Raw genomic sequence first — 21,150 nt, 5'->3', positions numbered from 1 at the left:
GCCGCCACCTTGCGTAATCTATACTCTGCGACCACGAAATTCGCAATCGGAATCTGACACCGATGACCCGTCTCCGCCGCTGGCTGCGCTGGATCTTTCTTGTTGTCCTGGTCCTGGCGCTGGTCGGAGCGGCCGCCGTTGGCGGCCTGTACTACGCCGTTTCTTCCAAGCTTCCCGACGTGCAGACCCTGCGCGACGTGGAAATGCAGGAGCCGATGTACGTCTACGCTGCCGACGGCAAGCTGATGGCGGTATTCGGTGAGACCCGGCGTACCCCCATCACCATGAAGGACGTGCCGGAGAAGCTGAAGCAGGCGTTCCTGGCCACCGAGGATGCCCGCTTCTACGAGCACGGCGGCGTGGACTACAAGGGCATCGGTCGCGCGGTGTGGCTGCTGGCCACCACCAACGACAAGCGCGTGCCCGGTGGCTCCACCATCACCCAGCAGGTGGCCCGCCAGTTCTTCCTCAGCTCCGAGTACAGCTATACCCGCAAGCTGGCCGAGATCCTGCTGGCGCGCAAGATCGAGTCCGAGCTGAGCAAGGACGAGATCTTCGAGCTGTACCTGAACAAGAGTTTCTTCGGCAACCGCGCCTACGGCGTGGCCGCCGCCGCCGAGTTCTACTACGGCAAGAAGCTGGGCGAGCTGGACCTGGACGAGATGGCCTCGCTGGCCGGCATCCCCAAGTTCCCGTCCTCGGGCAACCCGATCTCCAACCCGGAGCGCGCCCGCCAGCGTCGTGACAACTATGTGCTGCAGCGCATGGCCGACCTGAAGTTCGTCAGCCAGGCCGAGGCCGATGCGGCCAAGGCCGTGCCGATGCACGCCACCGCCCACGAGCCGCCGGTGCAGGTCGATGCCCCGTACGTGGCCGAGCTGGTGCGCCAGGAAATGATCGCCCGCTTTGGCGGCGACGTGGTCAACAAGGGCTACCACGTCACCACCACCATCGATTCGACCCTGCAGACCGCCGCCAACCTGTCAGTGCGCGACGGCCTGCTGCTGTACGACCATCGCCACGGCTGGCACGGCGTGGAGAAGCAGGTACAGCTGGGCGCCGGCGACGACGCCGCGGCCCTGGCCGAGCACCTGCGCGGCATGTTCGGCCAGGCCGGCCTGCTGCCGGCCATCGTCGCCAGCACCGGCGCCGACGGCAGTGCCACCGTGGTGCTGGCCAACCGCAGCGAGATCGTGCTGCCGGCCGGTGCCGCCAAGTGGACCAACAAGAGCCCGGCCAAGCTGGTGCAGCGCGGCGACATCGTGCGCGTGCGCGCCGGTGCCAAGGAGGGCGAATGGCTGCTCGACCAGCTCCCGCGCGGCCAGTCCGCCCTGGTTTCGCTGGACGCCCACAGCGGCGCCCTGAAGGCGCTGGTCGGCGGCTTCAGCTTCTCCGGCAACAAGTTCAACCGTGCCACCCAGGCCCGTCGCCAGCCCGGTTCGAGCTTCAAGCCGTTCGTCTATGCGGCCGCCTTCGACAAGGGTTACAACCCGGCCTCGATCGTGCTCGACGCCCCGGTCGTGTTCCGCGACCGCCGCGGCAAGACCTGGGCACCGCAGAACGACGGCGGCGGCTTCCGCGGCCCGATGCGCCTGCGTGAAGCGCTGGTGCAGTCACGCAACCTGGTCTCGGTGCGCCTGCTTGATGGCATGGGCGTGGACTACGCGCGCAAGTACATCAGCCAGTTCGGCTTTGCCGAATCCGAGCTGCCGCCGAACCTGTCGATGTCGCTGGGTACCGCCTCGCTGACCCCGCTGTCGGTGGCCCGCGGCTACGCCGTGTTCGCCAACGGCGGCTCACGCGTGGACACCTGGCTGATCGACCAGGTCAACGACCGCGATGGCAACCTGGTGTTCAAGGAAAACCCGGCGATGGCCTGCCGCGACTGCGCCGGCAGCAGCGACCAGCCGGTGAACCAGGTCGTGGACGGCTTCAACTTCGGCGCCCCGGCACCCAAGGTCGATGCCACCGCCGCCACCAAGCCGGAAGCCAAAACCGAAACGCCGGCCGCACCCGCCAACCCGGACGCGCGTACCGCACCGCGTGCGATCGACGCCCGTACCGCCTACCAGCTGGTGTCGATGATGCGCGACGTGGTCCAGCGCGGCACCGGCGCGCAGGCCAAGGTACTCGGCCGCGAAGACGTGGGCGGCAAGACCGGCTCCACCAATGATCACCGTGACGCCTGGTTCTCCGGCTTCGGCGGCCCGTACGTGACCACCGTGTGGGTGGGCCGCGACGACTTCCGCTCGCTGGGCTACCGCGAATACGGTGGCAAGGCCGCCCTGCCGATCTGGATCGACTACATGCGCACCGCGCTGAAGGACACCCCGATCGCACAGAACGAACCGCCGAGCGGCATGGTCCAGGCCACCCTCAACGGTGCGGTGGAGTGGGTGAAGGTGGAAGACATGGACCGCCTGACCGACTACGACCTCAACCTGCAGAGCACCCCGCAGGCTGACGCGGCCGCGTTCGATATCTTCTGAAGCCAGGGGGGGTGGGGTGCCAACCGTTGGTTGGCACCATGGCCCGACGTTGCCCTGGTAGTCGCCAACCTCGGTTGGCGCCGATGCATCCGCCGGGCATGGCCCGGGGCTACCCCGGTAGATGCCAACCTCGGTTGGCGCCGATGCATTCGCCGGGCATGGCCCGGCGCTACCCCGGTAGATGCCAACCTCGGTTGGCGCCGATGCATTCGCCGGGCATGGCCCGGCGCTACCCCGGTAGATGCCAACCTTGGTTGGCGCCGATGCATCCGCCGGGCATGGCCCGGCGCTACCATGCCGCACGCGTCGGGCACTCTCTTCCGGTAGCGCCGGGCCATGCCCGGCGAGCGGAGCGGCGCCGTTGCCTTCGCCCACGCAGATGTCACACGCCTGCGCTAGTCTGTGGCCAGGTCGCAACAGGGAGTCATCGCATGCACCGCGCTCACCAGCATGCTGTCAGCCAGACCCGCGAACGGCGTCATCGCCTCGCCCACGAAGCCGCCCGGCTGATGGCCGAAGGCGGAATCCGCGACTTCCACCAGGCCAAACTCAAGGCTGCCAGCCGCCTTGGCATCCACGACGATGCTTCCCTGCCCCGCAACGTCGAGATCGAACAGGCGCTGCGCGAGTACCAGCGGCTGTTCTCCGGCCCGCAGCACGGCAGCGAACTACAGCGGCGGCGCGAGTCCGCCTTGCGGGCGCTGGAGTTCCTGCACGGGTTTTCGCCGCGCCTGGCCGGACCGGTGCTGGACGGCACCGCCGATGCCAACAGCCCCGTGCAGTTGCACCTGCACAGTGACGACCCGGAGGCCGTGCATCGCTTCCTGGACGAACATCGCATCCCCGCCGAATCGCGTACGCGGCGCCTGCGGATGGACCGTGAGCGCAACCTGGATGTACCGGTGTGGGTGTTCAGTGCCGAAGACCTGACCTTCGACCTGGCCGTCCTGCCCTACGATGCGTTGCGCCAGGCCCCGCTGTCGCCGGTGGACGAGAAACCCATGCGGCGGGCGTCGGCCACGCAGTTGCGGCAGCTGCTGACCGAGATGGAAATCACCGCCTACATCGGCGGTTGATCCTGGTAGAGCCGGGCCTGTGCCCGGCTCTGCGCCAAGAGCAGCCGAGCATGGCCCGGCGCTACTGGAAGATCAGCTGTTCCTGGGCAGGGGTTGCCAATCGTGCCAGCCACGGCACCGCCGCACGGTACGGATACTCGGCCATCATGCGCGCATGCATCTTCTGCAGGTCATGCAGGTTCCAGGCGTGCGCATACACATCCTGGAAGTCATCCGCCCAGCCACTGCGCACGCGCGTGCGTTCGCCATCAAGGTTCGGCACCAGGTACCACGGCACCTGCAGGATCTCGGCAAGCGCCTTGTTGCGTACCGCACTCTCGTGCCCCGACCGCTGCAGCTGTTCGATGCGGAAACTCACGCGGCGGCAGGGAAAGGGCATGCAGGCACCGGTAGCGTTGATGTAGTCGGCGATGTCGGCGTACATGTCCGCCTGCAGCTTCATCGCCACCGGGTCCTGCAGAGTCTGCCGGACCCGCAACGTGCGCTGGGTGCTGCCGCGGATCTCTGCAGCGCTGTAGAAGGGATCACCCGGCGTGGTGCCGCCGTGGCGCACCAGCACGATGCGATGGATCGCTTCGTCGGTCAGCACTTCCACCCGCACGGCTGCGGCCTCCGGGTGGATTCGGGGCTGCGGCACGTTCACCACGCGCCAGAACCCCCACACCATCAACCCCATGCAGACCATAAGCACCAGGCAGGCCAGCGTCCACGTATCCATGTCGTGGGTGAAGTAGCGGATGCGGGCGCGCCACAGGTAGTAGCGCCGATAGGTCATGAAGCGGCTCATGAAGCGATACATTGCAACCTCCTCTGCAATGGCCCCGGCGCGGCGGGGCTCGTTACGCGCACCACACCGGGGCGCCATGGCTTACCAGCCGATGCCCACACCCACGCCCATGCTGCGTTCACCGCTGTTGGTGAAGGCACCATTGAGGCTGAAGGTGGCTGAGCCCTTGTCGTTGAGCACGCGCTGGTAACCCACCGCCATGGCCGACTCGCCCTCGGCGTAGCCCACGCCCGCGCCAAGGCGGTTGTAGGTCGCCAGGCCGGCGGTGTTCATGGCCATGGCCGTCTGCGCGCTGCTCATCGCCGCCATGCGGTTGAAGCGCTTGTCCATCTTGTCCAGGCGGCGCTCGAAGTTGCTGATCGCACCATCGGTGTACTCGTTGGCGCGGGCCAGCATCTTTTCCAGCTCGGCGGTATCAACCTGCGGCGTGGGCGCGGGCGAGTCATCCTTTTTCGCCTTCGGCTGCGATGCAGGCGAAGCGCCCTCGCCTGCCGAAGCGACCTGCGGCGAACCGCTGGCTTCCGGGCTTGGCATGATCTCTTCGGTCGGTGCCGCCGATGCCGTGGCCATTGCACGCGCCTGCGGCTGGCCGTCCACGCGCTGCTCCAGGCCATCGATGCGACCGTTGAGCTGCTGCTGCGCGGCATGCAACTGGCCACCGTTGACCGCCTCGCGGCTGCCGGCGGCGATCAAGCCGTTGGCGACGTTGGAGATGACCATGCCGTTGGCACCCGCCAGGGTGAGCTGGGCGGTGCCGTCGCTGCGGATGGACGGAGATTCATGGAACACCGAGCGGAGCTGGGTTTCCACGCGGTCGACACGGGAGCCGGTGGTGACTACGGCCGAGTCGAGCGTGGCGAGGGCTTCGTTGATGGTGTTCTGCTGCTGGTCCTGGACGTTGAAGCCGGGGGTGGTGACGTTGCCGTTGGCGTCTATGTTGCCGCCGAGGGTGGACAGTGCGCCACGGAGCTGGCCGACGGTGGCGGCGTCGTTGGCGTTGCGGCCGTTGGCTACGTTGACGAGGCGGCGCTGGTATCTGCTATTTCCGAAGGATGCCGTGTCTGCCTCTGTGGCAACGGATCCCATGCCAATGGCGGCGGACCTGACCGCACCGACTTCTGTTCTAGTGACTGCGCCTAGCGCCACGCTATCAGAACCAGCCGCACGTGACCCTACACCGAGAGCGAATGCGCTATCTGCTCCCTCTTCGACCAAGGCCCCTCTCCCCAGAGCAACGGAATTCATACCCAAAGCAATCGCAAAAGCGCCAACGGCTGTTCCCCCTTCACCGCCATGCTGAGGTGTGGCTTGCGCGGATTCACCAATCGCAACACCAAACGATCCAGCCTTGGCGTCCTCACTCAAATCGTCCCGACCGATTTTGAAGAATCGATGAGTCGATTCCACGCTCGCTATTCGCTCGTTGGTTACATACAGCTGACTGCCGTTAACTGCATCAGTACTGAAGGCAGATGAGATGTCCCCCGAATCAATCCCAGTCAGTCGCGATCCAGCGAAATCAATCGGCCCTCCTCGTTCATCATGTGCTTGCTGAAGAACATGCCTCACGCCTCTATCTGACATGCCCTTCATACGCTCGATCTCATCTCCGTTCCTAGCGATTTCCTGCTTGGCCGCGTACAACTGACTCCCGGTCACCGCATCACGACTACCCGCGGCAATATGCCCATCGGCGAGATTCGACAGAACCATGCCCTGCGCACCAGCCAGGTTCAGTTGGCCGATTCCATTCTCATTGGTTGAAGGCGACTGTTGGAACGTTGCCCGCAGCTGGTTCTCGACACCATCGATGCGGCCGCCGGACCGGAGAACCGCGCCATCGAGTACATCCAAAGCATCGCCAACCGTATGCTGAACACCCCCCTGCACTCCATACGATGGTGAAACAATGTTGCCGTCTGGCCCCAGATTTGCGCCTCCGCCAAAAACGGTCACCGCATCACGTAGTTGAGCAACAGTGGTTGCATCGCTGGAGTTCACACCACGCCCTACGTTGACAACACGCCGCGTGAGATGAGAGTTGCCGACTGAAACGACATCTGAATCCTCAGCTATCGAACTGTTGCCCAATGCCACTGAATTCTCCGCTCCCGATTCAACCTGACTAAAAGAACCTAGAGCCGTTCCGCCTGCGGCATAGACATTCGAACCGGTCCCAAGTGAAAATCCGTTCTGGGCCGCAGCGACAACAAGTGCGCCTCTGCCGAGGGCCACTGACCCCTGCCCACGCGCTCGTGCGAATGCACCAATTGCAGTAGCTCCGTCAGAATCAATTGCAGCTTCTGCAGAGTCACCAATGGCAACCCCTAACAAGCCCGCCTGCGCGAATTGACTTTCGCCATCAACACCAACTTGCACGAAACCCTTGGCAGTCTCGATTGCTGTCACTCGCTCATTGGTGCTAAACAACTGCCCACCATTCACCGCATCGGTACTGGCCGCCGAGCTGACATCACCCGCCGCGACTCCCGATACTCGTGCACCTTCCATGTCCACAAGCAGGCGATCGGGACTGAACTTCACCACCCCATCCAGATCCGGATCGAAGTTGTCCACGTCCGTACGAAGCTGGTCGATGTCGGCGCGGTTGGCCGCGACGCGCTGGTCCTGTGCCGCCAGGGCCTGGGTATGCGTTGCCAGCTGCTGGCCGTGCAGCACCAGCGACTGGGCCTGAGTGGAAACAGCCTGGTTGGTGGCATGAAGCTGCTGTCCGGTCACGACGTCGGTACTGGTGCTGCTCAGCACGCCATTGGCGACGTTTTTGACGCGCCGCTTCGCGCCGTCCTTGTTGGCCACATCCACCACGGTGCCCGCATTGTCTGCGCCCAGGCGCACATTGCCCGTGGCCGATACCTGGCTGACCAGACCACTCAACGCTGTGGCCCTGCCCAGCGCGTTGTCTGCGGCGGTCTTGGCGCCGGTTGCCGCCGTCTGCGCGGCATTGGCCGCATTCTGCGCGGTGGTCACACTGGCATTGGTGGCGTTGAGCTGCTTGCCGGTCACGGCCTCGGTGCTGGACGTACTGAGCGCACCGTCAGCCAGATTGACCAGCTTGCGCTTGATGGCGCTGTTGCCAACGGAAATCTGATTGGCAGCGCTGGTCTGCGAACCATTGCCCAACGCCACCGAACCATTGTGCTGAGCCAGGGAGCGATCACCAATGGCCACGGCACTCTCGGCCGACGCTCTGGCCAGATTGCCCATCGCAGTCGAGAAGGGAGCGCTTGCTTGGGTACCACGCCCCAGTGCAGTGGACTGACCAGCACTGGCGTTGCTCTGGTACCCGACAGCGGTGGCATGCACCGCATTGCCCTTTGCCCCATTGCCAATGGCAATGCCGCGGTCGCCCTCCGCTTGGGATTCAAGGCCTACCGCAACAGCACCGTTGCCGCTGCGCGACATTGCCCCCACCGACACACCCGCATTGGCGTTGGCAACACGGTTCCCGTCCTTGTCCACGCCAGACCTTGCGTCATCACCCAGCGCGACGCTCTTGCCGTTGTAGCTCTTGGCGTTGCGCCCCACTGCAGTGCTGATGCCATAAGCATTGGACTCTGCAAGAGCACCGCCACCCAACGCCAGCGCTTCTGCATTGAGTCGCCGGTTGACTGCATCAACACCGGCCTTTGCCTCAGTCGCCGTTGCCGCCGCGGTCGCCACCGATGCATTGGTCGTATGCAACTGGTTGCCGGTGATCGCGTCGGTACTGCCCGCCGCAATCACGCCATCGGCAAGGTATTGGATCCTGCGCTTATTGCTGCTGTTGCCCACCGACACCGTATTGGCGCTGGAGGTCACCGAGTTGGCGCCCAGTGCAACCGAATTTCCGTGCGTTGCCGTTGCCCCGCGGCCAAGCGCGGTCGTACCGCTGCTGCTTGTCTTGGCCTGATAGCCGATGGCAACGCCGTCATGCGTGGAACTGGCGCCCCCGCCCAAGGCGACGGCACCCGTCCAGCCGCTGGTGCCCGCGGAGGCGCCTGCACCGATGGCGATGCGGGAGATACCCGGGCCGGACGCTGTGCGTGCACCCCCGCCCAGCGCAATGGTATCGTCGCCATCAGCTGTTGAGCCAACGCCCATCGCTAGCGCACGGCTACCCACTGCCTGGGCAGCGTTGGCATTGGTCGCCGCAGTCCCGGTCGCCAGCAACTTCTGACTCTGGCTCACGCTGGCCAGCGCCTGCTGCGTAGCGTGCAGCTGCCTGCCGGTCACAACCTCGCTGCTGTTTGCGTCGACTGCACCGTCGGCAACGTATACGATTTTGCGCCGCATGCCGCCGTTACCGACCGACACCTGATTGTCGCCGTAGTCGTTGGAATCCGCCCCCAGCACGACTGAGTTGCGCCCGGCTGCGAGCGCGCCACTCCCCAGTACGACCGCGTTATGCGCATATGACTTCGCATCATTGCCCACCGCGACGCTACCGAGCTCCCAGGCAACCGCCTTGTGCCCCAGCGCGGTCGCGTATTGCCCATTGGCATCGGCCCGATAGCCAAGTGCCACGCCGTAGCTGTTGGAGAATGCCGATACACCGACCGCGACCGCCCTGTCACGGGCACCGGCGTACGAACCGAGCTGGACGAAATCGCTGTAGGCCAGCGGAAGCAAGTTCGCGCGGGAGAACGCTCGCCCGCTGGGAGCGGTGACGGCATCCTCGTGCACAAGCATGGCGCTTGTGTTGAACGGGCCAAAGGCAGTGTACAGGGCATCTTCCGTCCACTCATCAGCGCCTGTTTCGAGATGGCCCGCTGTGGCTGCCATGACCGATGCCGGCAGCATGGCCAGCATCAGCGCCAGTCCAGGACCACGCGATGTGTGCCTGCGCGTGCCGCGCGCTGCCGCCAGTTCGCTTGCAACCACCCAGCATTGGCGGGCGGCGGACCAGAGTCGTCGATAGATCTTGTTCATGGGATTTTCCTTAACAAACGGAACAGAAGGAACCGCTGTGGCACCAAGCCACAGCGGCGAGATGCACTCAGAGCGCGATGTTGTGCACGTGCTCGCGATAGCCATCGCGGGTCAGCCGGTAGCGCAGCTGCAGCGTGTGGCCCGGCTGCAGGGCAAATGGCAGTTCCAGCGCGCTGCCGGGATACAGGCTGCGCGAGACGTCATGCGCGGTGCAGCGCGCGCCATCGCAGTCAGCGATACTGGTGATGCCCACGCGTACCGTGCCGGTGTTGCGCAGCTGGTTTCCCTCCACCTGCACGTCCATCGTCGATTGCGCGGGCAGCACATTGACCAGTGCGCCCCAGACCAGGCTGACGCCGACATTGGCCTGGGCACTCTCACCCTCGCCTGCCGGGTCTGCACGTTCGGGGCCGCGCACGCCCTCGAAGTACACGCGGTATGCCGTTTCCTTTTCGACCGGCTGCAGCGGAATCACACGGATCAGCCGGTTGCCGCCACCGGCGAGGGCGAACTTTCCCGGCGTGATGGCGATGGCGGCCTCATTCAGCTCCACCTCGACCTCCTGTTCACCTGCCCCCGCCGGGTCGACGATGCGCTTGATAGATGCCTGCACGTACTGCGGTTGGGTGGACTGCGAGTAGATGCGTATCTGTGCGCCTTTCTTCGCGTCTACCGACGTACGCATGGGGTGCACGGTGAGATTGGCATGGGCAGGCAACGCCATCAGCAGCGACAGCGGCAGCAGGCAGCGGACTAGGGGTTTCATCGGGGACTCCATGTGGGGTTCAGGGCGTGACAGTGGGAACACGCAGTTCCACCTTGAGATCGCCGCTGTAGTAGCCGGGGCGCTTGGTGCTGACCGGCACGCGCGGTGTTTCCAGCGTCAATGGTGTAGGCACGCAGAACACCGGCTGCGTCATGCCGGGCAGCAGCACCAGGCGCAACCTTGCGGTATCGATGCCATGCAGCAGCTGCTCCACGCCGTTGCGCATGGGCACTGCACTGCCGTTGTGATCCAGGGTGACGGTGTAGTCCACGCGCTGGGTGGTATCACTGCCGCCATCGACGTGCCATACCGAGTAGCCCGAGGGCCCGGGAGGTTGCGCGCCGCTGTCACGCACGGTGACGCCCAGGTAGCTGCTCTGCGAGCCAAGCCCGTCGTACAGGCACATGTCGAGCTGGGTACGGCCACCGATGGTCTGCGCGATCGGGTCGTACTGCAGGTTCAGGCCGACGTGCGGGGCGACCTGGTCGAAAAGCGGGAAGTAGATGGAGACCGCGTTGTGGTCGGTGATGGTGAAGTCGAATGTGAAAGTGTTGACCGCAACGACTAACGATGCGGGATCCGTCCTCAAGTTCAGGATCAACTTACCGCTCCAATTGCCAGCGACAAGTTGATCGAGTTCCTTCACGGGAAGCAGCAGCTCCACCGATGTTCCTATCGCTTTCTCACCTCCACATTCCTCCTGTCGTGAGGTCCAGACAGGTCTCTTCTCACTTAGCCAGAAATCGAGCCCGCATGCTCTCTCCCCCAACGCGCGACTCAGCGATGCCATGACGCGCACGTCTGTAGCAAGACCGCTACGCTTCTCCACTACTCGCAACAAGATTGGCATCGAACCGCTTGCCAAGCGCTCAGTTCCAACTACCGGGCACAGGCCCGTGCTTGAATTCGATTCCGATTCGCATGTCAGATGAATTCGACCGTATTGCAGACCCTCATCTCTGCTGTAACCAAGCACAGTCCTCGGCGCCCACAACTCGATATCTCCCGGCATCGCAGAGCGATCCCAGCTCATCACGATGTCGCGGTGTTCACTCGACGGATGCGTTTCCGGCGGCCTCTGCGCCTTCGCCCGCGGCACCAACAGCACCAGCCCACACAACACCGCCATCACCCACCACAACCGACGGCTCACTTCGCACCTCCCGCTGCTGCGGTCTGTGGCGTGGCGGCGATCAGCGCCTGCTCCTGCAGCAACCGCGTCACCCGTGCCTGGTGGCGGATGTCGGCGGGCAGCTGGGCCACGGCCAGCGGCTCGCACTGCACGGCGCCTACCAGCATCACCACGCTGCGGCGCTCTCGCACCTGCAGCGGGCAGTGCAGCAACCGGTCGTCCTGCAGCAGGTACAGGGTCTTCTCGCGTCGTGGGAAGTCGGCCACGAAACCTCCGTTGCTGCCGGTGCCGGGCACCGGCGCGTTGAGAATGCGGGCACCGCGCAGCGGTGCGCCGGCGATGTCCTGGGCGTTGCCGATGAAGGTGTAGGTCACTTCAATCGGCACCGGCATGCGCACCAGCCGGCCCGGTGGCAGGAACAACGGACGCGCGCCGCCCACACCGCTCACGCGCACGGCGGCGATGCTGTCCAGGGCGCTGGCGTCCTGCACTTCAGCGCGGTGCGACTGGTAGGCGGAAATCGGCAGCAGCCGGCGCTCGCCCAGCTTCAGTCGCTGTCGACGCAGCCCGCCCACCTGCAGCTCGGCGGCAACGCCGCTCAGGTCCAGGTCGTCGGTGTGATCCACCTGCACCGCCAGCCCCGCGTCGGCGCCAACGCCAGCGCCCCAGTACACGCCGCGCTTGCCGATGGCCAGGCCGGAACTGTGCGTGGCGCTGTACGCCACTTCGTTGCCACCCTGGTGCTGGTAGCGCGACACCGTGGCACCGGTCTGGCCGATGCGGTTCTGCAGCTGGGTACTCAGCGTGGCGCTGTAGCGCTCGTTGTTGTTGCCGCGCAGTTCGCCCGATACCTCGCGGTACTGATCCTCGTATTCCTGGCGCAGCGTCTGCCCGGCGCTGTAGTTGATGTCCGGGCGCGCATGCTGTGGTTGCCGTACGTCCACGCCATAGCGTCGCTGCGAACTGCCGCGGTCATCGTGCTGCAGGCGGTTGAGGCTGAAATTGAGGTAGATGCCGCGGTCACGGCCGTCGCGCAGCCCACCGCCGCTGGTCTGCTGCCACACGCCGATGCGGCTGGAGACACTGAACTCGCCCCAGCGCTGGCTGCGGCTGTAGCTGGCCTGCCAGGTGCGGCTGAGCTGCGGTATGCGCGCGGGCTGTGGCATCCACGGCGGCAGCAGCGGGTCAAGCCCGGCCAGCGGATCATCATCCAGCCCCGGCCGCACGGTGCCTGCACGCCAGGTCTGGCGGCGCGTATAGGCCACGTAGGCGTTGCCGCCGGCCACCGGCAGCGCCATCGAGGCGCTGAGCGAATCGGCGCAGCCCAGCCGGTCGCGCGCGTCATCCTCGAACTGGCAGGCACGGCCGCGCATGCGCTGGTGGTACACATTCCACGAAGCACGGCGACGGTAGGAAAGCTGATGCTGCTGGCCACGGCTGCCATCGCTGCCGTGCATGCCACTGAAGGTGGCGCGGACTTCCTGGGTGGCAAACACATGGCGCAGGTCCAGCCGCAGTTCGCCGTAGCTGAAACCGCCCAGATCGGCGATGCCAGCGGTCATGGCGACGTTGCGCCCCATCGGCACGCGCAGGCCGCCCATGGCCGCCAGTTCGTCGTCGAAGCGGTCGCTGCGGCGCTCGTTGCGGCGGCCGCCCTGCAGGAACCACTGCACGCTGCTGTCGGTCCAGTCACCGCCCTTGTCGAACGGCGCGTCCTCGTTGCGTACCAGCACGCCGTCTTCGTAGATGCGCAGGCTGACGGTGTAGTTGCCCATGGGGAACCGGCGCGTATCGAGCTGGTTGATGCCTGCCTGCAGGTAGAAGGTCTGCAACAGGCGCTCGCCATCGAACGCATCCACACGCGCATCGCGCGCCAGCAGCACGGTGAGCGGCGTGGCCTGCACGGCGGCGGCGGAGTCCACGTAGGCCTGCGTGGTGCCCAGCCGCAGGCCCTGGAAGCGATCCATCGGCAGCATGCTGAAACTGAAGGTGCCGCCCTGCGGGCTGCTCAGGTTGCGGCGGTCCATGCGCCCGGCCTGCAGGTAGTGCTGCTGGCCCAGGTCATGGCGGTAGTAGGCGTTGTCGAGCTGGAAACGGCGGCTGGCAAGACCGCCGCGGTAGTGCTGCTGGCTGAAGGTCCAGTCGGCGGACAGGTGCCCGCGCTGGAACACGCCCAGTGCGCCCATGCCCTGCGCGGCCAGCGCCTGGTAGCCCCGGCCACCGCTGACATTGAAGGTGTGCTGGTGCAGGAAGGCATTCTCGGCATTGGCGCTGACCTGGTGGTAGCGCTCGGCGGCCGGCTCGCCGGGGATCCATTGGCGGGCGACAAACAGGCGCACAGCGCCCTCGCCTTCGTCATACAGCGCGCGCACGGCAGTGGGCTCCTGGGGAGGATCGATGTACCCGCAACCGGCACTGGCACCGCCGTAACGGCATGCCAGGTGGCTGTTGCGCGGCAGCGGCTGCGACAACGCCGGCAGCAGCGCTGCCTGCGCTTCGGCGGACAGCTGCAATGCCTGCAGCGCCTCGGCCGGGGTTTCCAGCTGCACGTGTTCCAGGGTCACGCGCACCGGCACCAGCCCGGTCGAACGACCGAACAGACGGATCTCCAGTTGTTCGGTCTGGCCTTCGACCAGATCCTCGAAACCGGCGGGAACGCCGCGCGCCGCGACCAGGGGTGTGGCCAGCGACAGGGCGAGCGCGACCGCCAGCCGGGTGACGGCGGGTGCGGGAGCATTCATGGGGATTACCGGAAGCAGCCGGCCCGGCAAGCGGGCCGGCGCGGGTGCCTTACGGGCTGGTGGTCTTCTGCTGCATGGCGATGGTGACGATGCCTTCGTAGCTGCCGCCGCGGGCGATCGGCGCCTGGACGGTCTGTGCAATACGCAGCGCCAGCGGGATCGATGCGCCCGGCAGTGCGCCGTCGAACAGGTCGGTTGCGGAGAAGTCCTGCGCCGCCACGGTCAGCGCCCTGCCATTGAGGCTGACGGTCAGCGGCACCGGCGCGCCGCCACCATCGGTGTTGAGCAGCTGCGGGGTGCTGCCAACACGCACTTCGATGTCCTTGCTTTCATCGTTGGAGTAGATGCGCACCTGCTGCGACCAGGGCACCAGGCCGCTGACCGGGTTGTGGACCATGTTGACCACCGAATCCAGCGCAGTGCCATCGGCCTTGAGCAGGGCCAGGGTCGGATCGACGTTGGCCCAGACCTTGATGTCGGCATCGAATGCATTGGCGGACAGCGAAACGGTAGCCAGCGCTGCAGCGAGCGCGGCCTTCTTCAGGATGGAGTTCATGGTGTCTCTCTCGGACGGTGGGATATGAGGCCTCCAGTGCGGAGGCATCACCCGCCTGCGTGGGGGCGGGCGACGGAGAGAATGGTAGGTACGCCTACCCTGCGACGGCCATTCAACCATTCCTAAATAGCTGAACGTTAAGGAAATTCTTTGAAGGCGTTCAATGTTTGAGGGTTATGCAAATTTCCTCATCCGGTCTTTGCAACAAACCTCATTGCGAGACATGCACTTTGCAGAGTCGAGCCATGATCGACGCACGGGTGCTCGTGCTGAGCGCTGGTGGTCAATCCTGGCCACCAGCGTGCCCGGCAGCACCACAGGCTGGTCGTCACGCTGGTCGCGGATGTGATGATCCGAAAAGATGTGGAAACGACCTCCCGTGCCAGAAACCATTCATCCCGGAACCGACGCCTCTTTCAGGAACGATTCCATGGCCGCCACCAGGGCCAGCGGCGTTTCGTTCATCGGGTAATGCCCGGCATCCTCCAGGACCTCCATCGTGACCTGCCGGTAGCGGCGCAGATAGGTGCGCTCCATCAGTGCGCGGTTGAAGGTGGGATCGTGCCTACCCACCAGCACCTTCAACCGATGCTTGCCGACGATCTCATTGCTGAAATCGGTATCCGCCCATGCTGGAAGATAGGCAGCAAATGCTGCAGGTGAAGCGTGTGCCGCCGAATACGCGGCCTTCCAGTCGAGCCATTGCGCTGGCAGCCGCCCGCCGGTACTGCGATCGATGATGGTCCGACGCACGCCTACGTCCCCGGCTGCCGCTTCAAGCAGGCTTCGCGTCGCGGCGTCGTAGGCAATGCCGCCGCAGGGCACCGGCGCAATGGCCACCATGCCGTGTACCCGTTCCGGCGCAAGCACCGCCATACGTTCAATGGCCATGCCGCCCATCGAATGACCTGCCACGCTGAAGCGTTCGTGGCCCAGGACCGCCATCAGATCCAATGCATCGGATGCAATCTCGCCGATGGTATAGGCCCCCCGTGCATCGCGCATGCCGCCGTAGCCCCGGCAGTCCATGAAGATGTAGCTGAAGTCGTCGCGCGACAGCCATGGCTCGATGGGCTCGAACGCGTGCGCGTCGCCGAACCAGCCGTGCAGCACCAGGACAGCATGGGGTCCGTGTCCCACGCGATGGAAAGTATTGGTCATGTGGTTCCATTACAGCCGAGGGAGCGTTGATGCTAGACAGCGCGGATCCGGCCCACCGTCGATGACGGGTCAATCGCTATAGAATCCGGGCCATGCGCAATTCGCTGCTTGATCCCTACGAAGACCTGCCACGCGATGTCGTGGTCACCTCGAACGACTACGCCGCCGAATTTGCGTTTCCCCGCCATGCCCACCGGCGCGGGCAGTTCGCGTTCGCTGCGCGCGGCACCATCAGTGTGGCTACGCCGCAGGGGCGGTGGCTGGTTCCCCCGCAGCGCGCCTGCTGGGTGCCTGCAGGCCTGGCGCATGAGATGACCATGCGCGGGCCAGTGACGATGCTCAACGCCTTTCTCTCCGCCGAGGCGGCCGACGCAGTAGCGCTGCCGGCGCACTGCCGGGTGTACGCGGTCTCTGCGCTGTTGCAGCAGCTGCTGGAGGCGGCGGTGGACCTGCCCCCGCTGTACGACGAGGACGGGCGCGCAGGCAAACTTATGCAGCTGCTGGTGGCGGAAATCGCATCGATGCCGACACTTTCCCTGCATGCACCGCTGCCCGCCGATGCACGCCTCGCACGTGTCTGCCGCGCATTGCTCGACAGTCCTTCGCTGGCAGTGCGCCTCGATGACGTTGCCGCCGAAGCAGGCATGAGCCGGCGCACGTTCACGCGCCTGTTCCGCGCCGATACGGGGGTGGGTTTTGCCGAGTGGCGGCAGCAGGTGTGCCTGCTGGTGGCCATCGAGCGGCTGGGGCAGGGCCAGGCGGTGACGCGCGTGGCATTGGACCTGGGCTATGCAAGCCCGAGCGCGTTTTCTGCTGCCTTCCGGCGTGTGCTGGGATGTTCGCCGAGCCGGTACGCAGAAGCGTAGTACTCGGCCGATGCTTGGTTGTCATGCGCGCTGCGCGCGTGGGTCGAGCGTGGCTCGACGCTGTAAATGTCCATGCGCAACTGGATGGCATCAGGCCGCCTCGCGGCGGCCTGATGGATCTCACTCAACGACACGATCTCAGAAGAAGATCGCGTACAGGATCAACAGCGGAATCGGCACGCCCAAGAACCAGAGCAGAAGCGTTTTCATGGCAGGTCTCCTTGCATCAGATGCGGGTTACAGGTCGCGGCGACGGCCGCCCCAGGTGGCGCTGAGGCTGGCGAAGAACGCGCCGATCAGCAGGGTGATGAACAGCCACAGTGCGGCATAGGCCGTTGCCTTGCGCGCATCGTCGGCAGCTTGCTTGGCGGTGTTCTTGGCCTTTTCCAGCGCAGCACGCATGCGGGTCTGCACGTCGGTCACACGGGCCTGCGCTTCAGCCGGGCTCATGCCCGTCTCGCGCGCGATCAGCTGCGACAGGTACTGGGTATCGGCCGGGTCCAGGCCGTCCCCCTGCAGGCTGTTGACGATGATGCGGTTCACTTCGGCACGGACTTCGCGGCGGTCGCCCATCGGGCCATTGCCCGGCATCGGGCGCGGCGGCGGCGGGGCCGTGCGGGCGTCACGTGGGCCAACGCTGGCGGCGGCCGGGGGCGGCGGCGATGCGGCAGGGTCCATTGGGCTGGTACCCGGCGCTGCGCCCGCTGCCGGCGCAACCGGAGGTGCACCGGCAGCGTCCGGGCCCGCCGTGGTGGCCCCGCGGAACAGCGAATCCACCCAGTAGTTGAGGTCGCTCTCCGGTGCGCCTGCAGCAGCGCTGCCAACTCCGGCCACGGCAGCACCGGCAGTGGTGGCAGCGGCGCCTGCGGTCGCGCCGGCAACCTTTGCGCCGGCGCCCAGCACGCCACCGATGGCCGAGGTCAACAGGCCAGCAGTGAGCAGGGTCGCCACAGCCCAGGACACGAAGCCGTGCGCGGTGTCGCGGAAGTAGGTTTCATCACCGTGCAGCTGCGTCCACTTGGTGCGCAGGCGACCGGCCAGGTAGCCGCCCAGACCGGAAGCGGCCAGCGCGGTGAAGGTCAGCCACGCGACGCTGGTCCAGCCGAAGGTTTCCTTGGACACCCCTTCGAACGACCAGGGCGAAACCGAGGACAAGCCGAGGCCAACACCCAGGATCAGCAGGATCAGCGACAGTGCGGCGGCCGCAACGGCGCCGGCGAAAATGGCGCCCCAGGACACCGCGCTTTCGCTGGGCGGTGGCACGACGGGAGTGGCCACCACGGTGGCGATGTCAGGACCGAGTGGATCGCGCTCGGGCAGGTCGAAACGGGTACTCATGGGTTGGACGCTCCGTATCAGTGCTGCAGGTGCAGCTGGCGTCCTGAGGCTGCGCGAGCGCTTGTGAAGCTGGTGAGACCCTTGAATCACGCGGTCTTGCCGCAGCGAACATCGTGCCAAGCGCCGGGGCGCAGTAGATCCACGCCATGCGTGGATGATGTGTCGCGGGCGCCGAAAGCTTGCCAACCAAGGTTGGCATCTGCCAAAAGCGAAGCAAAAAAAACGCCCCGCAACCGCGGGGCGTCTTCAGCACAACCTACCGCAGGCGATCAGCCCTGGTAGTCGCGCACGTCGTGGCCGGTGTAGACCTGGCGCGGACGGCCGATCTTCATTTCCGGGTCGACCTGCTGTTCCAGCCAATGCGAGACCCAGCCGGAGGTACGGCCCAGGGCGAACATGACGGTGAACATCTCGGTCGGGATCTGCAGCGCCTTGTAGATGATGCCGCTGTAGAAATCGACGTTCGGGTACAGCTTGCGCGCGACGAAGTACTCGTCCTGCAGCGCGGCCTGCTCCAGCTTCACGGCCACGTCCAGCAGCGGATCCTGCACGCCCAGCTGCTTGAGCACCTTGCCGGTCATCTCGCCGATGACCTTGGCGCGCGGGTCGAAGTTCTTGTACACGCGGTGGCCGAAGCCCATCAGGCGGAAGCCGGAGGTCTTGTCCTTGGCCTTGAGCACTGCCGATTCGACGTTGTCGGCCGAACCGATCTCTTCCAGCATCTTCAGCACGGCTTCGTTGGCACCGCCGTGGGCCGGACCCCACAGCGCGGTGACGCCAGCGGCGACCGACGCATACGGGTTGGCACCGGTCGAACCAACCAGACGCACGGTCGAGGTCGACGCGTTCTGCTCGTGGTCGGCGTGCAGGATGAACAACAGGTCCAGTGCCTTGACCACGTCCTGGTTCAGCTCGTACTTGCCATCAGCCGACTCGAAGGTCTGCTTCAGGAATCGGCTGACGTAGTCCAGCGAGGTGTCCGGCTTGTTGGCCGGCAGGCCCTTGCCGTGGCGGTAGATCAGCGCCGACAGGGTCGGCACCTTGGCGATCAGGCGCACGGCAGCCTGGCGGCGCTGTTCGGCGTCGGACAGGTCCAGCGAGGCGTGGTAGATGCCCGACAGCTGCGCGATGGCGGCGGTCAGGATGGCCATCGGATGGGCATCCTTGGCGAAGCTGCCGATCAGGGCGTTGATCGACTCATCGACGTTGGCTTCGGCAGCCAGCTCGTCGGTGAAGGCCTTCAGCTGCTCGGCGCTCGGGCGCTCGCCGTTGATCAGCAGGTAGGCCACTTCGACGTAGCTCGACTTTTCCGACAGCTGCTCGATCGGGTAGCCGCGATACAGCAGCACGCCCTTGTCGCCGTCGATGTAGGTGATGGCGGACTTGCAGCTGGCCGTCGCGGTGAAACCGGAATCGTAGGTGAAATACCCCGTTTCCTTGGTCAGCTTCGCGATGTCGACGCAGTCGTTGCCGAGGGTGGGTTTGATGACGGGCAGAACGACCGACTTATCGCCGGCGTTGAGCGTGACCTGATCAAGATCGGACACTGTGTGCGCTCCTTCATGGGAAGGCGCCTGCCCAAGCGCATTGGTCAGGCACGTGAATGACGTCCTCGGCCTGTGCCGGGGATCAGGTCATTATCGCACAGCAGCATTTGCCGGGCGCTAGACAGAAGTCGTAGACGACAGGCAGCCGGCACCCTGCCAGCGAGCGGCCGGGATCGGCAAAAGCGTTGTCACAAGGACGCAGTGTTCCGTCCATCCAAACGCCCGTTGGGTAGGCGCTGGACAAAAACAAACGGCCGCGCAGAGCGCGGCCGTCGGTTCGAACCGGGTACGACGTATCAGCGCGCGTAGCGCTTCTGGAACTTGTCGATACGGCCCGAGGTGTCGATGACCTTGTGCTTGCCCGTGTAGAACGGATGCGAAGCCGAGGAAATTTCAACCTTCACCAGCGGGTAGTCGTTGCCGTCTTCCCACTTGATGGTTTCCTTCGTGCTCATGGTCGAGCGGGTCAGGATCTTGAAATCGGAGGTGACGTCATGGAAGACGACGTCGCGGTAGTTCGGATGGATATCGGCCTTCATGGGCTCACACCGTAAATGGGCTGGTGGTCAAGAGCGGCATTATAAGCACTGGTTGCCGCCCGGGGCAACCAGTGCAGGGGGCTGACCTCAGTCCGCACCCAGGGCCTGGCGTACCAGGGCCTCGAAACGCCCTTGATCGTAGGCCATCAGCAGATCGCAGTTGTCCGGCTGGCCGGTCTGGCGGTTCCAGTCGACGATGGTCGCGCCGCGGCTGAACGTGCCGTTCAGTTCCACATTCAGCGGCCGCGATTCAACCTGCAGCTGCCCTTCCGGGTTCAGCGCCCAGGCCATGGCCAGCGCGTCGGCGGTATACCAGCGGCCGCCCTTGCTGTCTTCGGACAGGCCACGGGTCTTGCGCGAGATCAGCTCGTAGAAGCGCGCGCGATCGGAATCGGCACCCAGCCACTGCTCGGCTTCGGCCAACGGCAGGCCGTGGGCAACGGTGGCCTCCCAGTCCGACACCAGCAAGTGCGGGAACGCGGTGAACACCACATGCGCGGCTTCCGGATCGAAGGCGATGTTGAATTCGGCGGCGGGGGTGATGTTGCCGTGGCAGGTGACTGCGCCGCCCATCACCACGATGCGCTTGATGCGCTGGGGCAGGGTCGGATCGAGCTTCAGCGCCAGCGCCAGGTTGGTCAGCGGGCCGAGCATCACCAGCATCAGTTCGCCGGCATGCTGGTGCGACAGGCGCAGGATGGCCAGCGCGGCGTGCTCGGCGTCGGCCTGGCGGCTCGGCGGCGGCAGGTCCACATCGCCATAGCCATCGCGGCCATGCACGTGGGCGGCGTCGACGGATGGATGCAGCAGCGGATCGGGGCTGCCGGCGAACACCGGCACGTCGGTGCGGTCGACGATGTCGCAGAGCTTGAGGGCGTTGCGGACGGTGTACTGCAGGCCTACGTTGCCGGCGGCGATGGTCAGGGCGACCACGTCATGCCGTTCATCGGCGAAGGCCATCAGCAGGGCCAGTGCGTCGTCGACACCGGGGTCGGTATCGATCAACAGCGGGATCTTCTTGGTCATCGTTGCCGTCTTCAGATCGGCAACGAAGTGTGGACCGGGATGATGACCGTTGCAAGTACGGGGGTTCGGGTTCGGCCGGGCTGCGCCCGGCACCCGCCGAATCAACGGCAACGGCAACGGCAAAAGCGGGCATTCCGTGGGATGGCGGGGTGGGTCCGGTTGCGGGGGACGCTGCAAGTACGTCCATGTAAGCTCGG

At 65.4% G+C, this 21,150-nt stretch carries 14 protein-coding genes; 3 read left to right on the top strand and 11 right to left on the bottom strand.

The genetic code is table 11. The features are described from left to right. The first annotated feature begins 62 nt into the window (after window positions 1–62). Window positions 63–2,489: a penicillin-binding protein 1A gene (locus tag M2299_RS18805; protein ID WP_099785260.1), complete on the top strand. Its 2,427-nt coding sequence runs from the start codon at window positions 63–65 to the stop codon at window positions 2,487–2,489. 431 nt (window positions 2,490–2,920) lie between these two features. Then, entirely contained in the window at window positions 2,921–3,565 is a 645-nt protein-coding gene (locus tag M2299_RS18800) for a hypothetical protein (RefSeq protein WP_140227853.1), read from the top strand. A 61-nt stretch (window positions 3,566–3,626) separates the two neighbouring features. Here the strand turns inward: M2299_RS18800 and M2299_RS18795 are convergent, their stop codons facing one another. From M2299_RS18795 to M2299_RS18765, 7 genes are all read right to left on the bottom strand, one after another. After that, complete coding sequence (locus M2299_RS18795) at window positions 3,627–4,364, bottom strand: hypothetical protein (protein WP_025874226.1); 738 nt, start codon at window positions 4,362–4,364, stop codon at window positions 3,627–3,629. 69 nt (window positions 4,365–4,433) lie between these two features. After that, window positions 4,434–9,281: an ESPR-type extended signal peptide-containing protein gene (locus tag M2299_RS18790; RefSeq protein WP_280884814.1), complete on the bottom strand. Its 4,848-nt coding sequence runs from the start codon at window positions 9,279–9,281 to the stop codon at window positions 4,434–4,436. A gap of 67 nt (window positions 9,282–9,348) precedes the next feature. After that, window positions 9,349–10,047 carry a pilus assembly protein gene (locus M2299_RS18785; protein ID WP_280884813.1) on the bottom strand — a complete coding sequence of 233 codons (699 nt, stop codon included), beginning with the start codon at window positions 10,045–10,047 and terminating at the stop codon, window positions 9,349–9,351. A gap of 19 nt (window positions 10,048–10,066) precedes the next feature. After that, a complete protein-coding gene (locus M2299_RS18780) occupies window positions 10,067–10,897 on the bottom strand; it encodes a CfaE/CblD family pilus tip adhesin (protein ID WP_345782466.1) in 831 nt (276 codons plus the stop codon). A 299-nt stretch (window positions 10,898–11,196) separates the two neighbouring features. Beyond that, window positions 11,197–13,920 (bottom strand): TcfC E-set like domain-containing protein, encoded by a 2,724-nt coding sequence (locus tag M2299_RS18775; protein ID WP_280884811.1) that lies wholly within the window; start codon window positions 13,918–13,920, stop codon window positions 11,197–11,199. A 49-nt stretch (window positions 13,921–13,969) separates the two neighbouring features. Beyond that, entirely contained in the window at window positions 13,970–14,476 is a 507-nt protein-coding gene (locus M2299_RS18770; protein ID WP_025874221.1) for a CS1 type fimbrial major subunit, read from the bottom strand. Window positions 14,477–14,869: 393 nt separating this feature from the next. Then, entirely contained in the window at window positions 14,870–15,637 is a 768-nt protein-coding gene (locus M2299_RS18765; protein WP_280884810.1) for an alpha/beta hydrolase, read from the bottom strand. Window positions 15,638–15,729: 92 nt separating this feature from the next. Here M2299_RS18765 and M2299_RS18760 point away from each other — a divergent pair, with 92 nt between their 5' ends. Continuing rightward, on the top strand, window positions 15,730–16,503 hold the full coding sequence (locus tag M2299_RS18760) for a helix-turn-helix transcriptional regulator (RefSeq protein ID WP_140226626.1): 774 nt from the start codon (window positions 15,730–15,732) through the stop codon (window positions 16,501–16,503). 237 nt (window positions 16,504–16,740) lie between these two features. Here M2299_RS18760 and M2299_RS18755 read toward each other — a convergent pair whose 3' ends face one another. The 4 genes from M2299_RS18755 to M2299_RS18740 all read right to left on the bottom strand — a co-directional run bounded on the left by M2299_RS18755 (window position 16,741) and on the right by M2299_RS18740 (window position 20,953). Continuing rightward, a complete protein-coding gene (locus M2299_RS18755; RefSeq protein WP_223486566.1) occupies window positions 16,741–17,841 on the bottom strand; it encodes a hypothetical protein in 1,101 nt (366 codons plus the stop codon). 269 nt (window positions 17,842–18,110) lie between these two features. After that, window positions 18,111–19,388 (bottom strand): citrate synthase, encoded by a 1,278-nt coding sequence (locus M2299_RS18750; RefSeq protein ID WP_223486568.1) that lies wholly within the window; start codon window positions 19,386–19,388, stop codon window positions 18,111–18,113. A gap of 296 nt (window positions 19,389–19,684) precedes the next feature. Next, window positions 19,685–19,927 carry a type B 50S ribosomal protein L31 gene (locus tag M2299_RS18745; protein WP_006389217.1) on the bottom strand — a complete coding sequence of 81 codons (243 nt, stop codon included), beginning with the start codon at window positions 19,925–19,927 and terminating at the stop codon, window positions 19,685–19,687. 87 nt (window positions 19,928–20,014) lie between these two features. Then, window positions 20,015–20,953 carry a nucleoside hydrolase gene (locus M2299_RS18740; RefSeq protein WP_280884809.1) on the bottom strand — a complete coding sequence of 313 codons (939 nt, stop codon included), beginning with the start codon at window positions 20,951–20,953 and terminating at the stop codon, window positions 20,015–20,017. Window positions 20,954–21,150: the final 197 nt, after the last annotated feature.

It is taken from the genome of Stenotrophomonas sp. 1278 (assembly GCF_029892765.1).
Classification (GTDB): Bacteria; Pseudomonadota; Gammaproteobacteria; order Xanthomonadales; family Xanthomonadaceae; genus Stenotrophomonas; species Stenotrophomonas indicatrix.
This window is presented reverse-complemented; position numbering and strand designations above follow the sequence as displayed.

Bases quoted from the DNA above. Each gene is read 5' to 3' on its own strand.
- M2299_RS18805 (WP_099785260.1), top strand. From the start codon at position 63: ATGACCCGTCTCCGCCGCTGGCTGCGCTGGATCTTTCTTGTTGTCCTG.
- M2299_RS18800 (WP_140227853.1), top strand. From the start codon at position 2,921: ATGCACCGCGCTCACCAGCATGCTGTCAGCCAGACCCGCGAACGGCGT.
- M2299_RS18795 (WP_025874226.1), bottom strand. From the start codon at position 4,364: ATGTATCGCTTCATGAGCCGCTTCATGACCTATCGGCGCTACTACCTG.
- M2299_RS18790 (WP_280884814.1), bottom strand. From the start codon at position 9,281: ATGAACAAGATCTATCGACGACTCTGGTCCGCCGCCCGCCAATGCTGG.
- M2299_RS18785 (WP_280884813.1), bottom strand. From the start codon at position 10,047: ATGAAACCCCTAGTCCGCTGCCTGCTGCCGCTGTCGCTGCTGATGGCG.
- M2299_RS18780 (WP_345782466.1), bottom strand. From the start codon at position 10,897: ATGCCAATCTTGTTGCGAGTAGTGGAGAAGCGTAGCGGTCTTGCTACA.
- M2299_RS18775 (WP_280884811.1), bottom strand. From the start codon at position 13,920: ATGAATGCTCCCGCACCCGCCGTCACCCGGCTGGCGGTCGCGCTCGCC.
- M2299_RS18770 (WP_025874221.1), bottom strand. From the start codon at position 14,476: ATGAACTCCATCCTGAAGAAGGCCGCGCTCGCTGCAGCGCTGGCTACC.
- M2299_RS18765 (WP_280884810.1), bottom strand. From the start codon at position 15,637: ATGACCAATACTTTCCATCGCGTGGGACACGGACCCCATGCTGTCCTG.
- M2299_RS18760 (WP_140226626.1), top strand. From the start codon at position 15,730: ATGCGCAATTCGCTGCTTGATCCCTACGAAGACCTGCCACGCGATGTC.
- M2299_RS18755 (WP_223486566.1), bottom strand. From the start codon at position 17,841: ATGAGTACCCGTTTCGACCTGCCCGAGCGCGATCCACTCGGTCCTGAC.
- M2299_RS18745 (WP_006389217.1), bottom strand. From the start codon at position 19,927: ATGAAGGCCGATATCCATCCGAACTACCGCGACGTCGTCTTCCATGAC.
- M2299_RS18740 (WP_280884809.1), bottom strand. From the start codon at position 20,953: ATGACCAAGAAGATCCCGCTGTTGATCGATACCGACCCCGGTGTCGAC.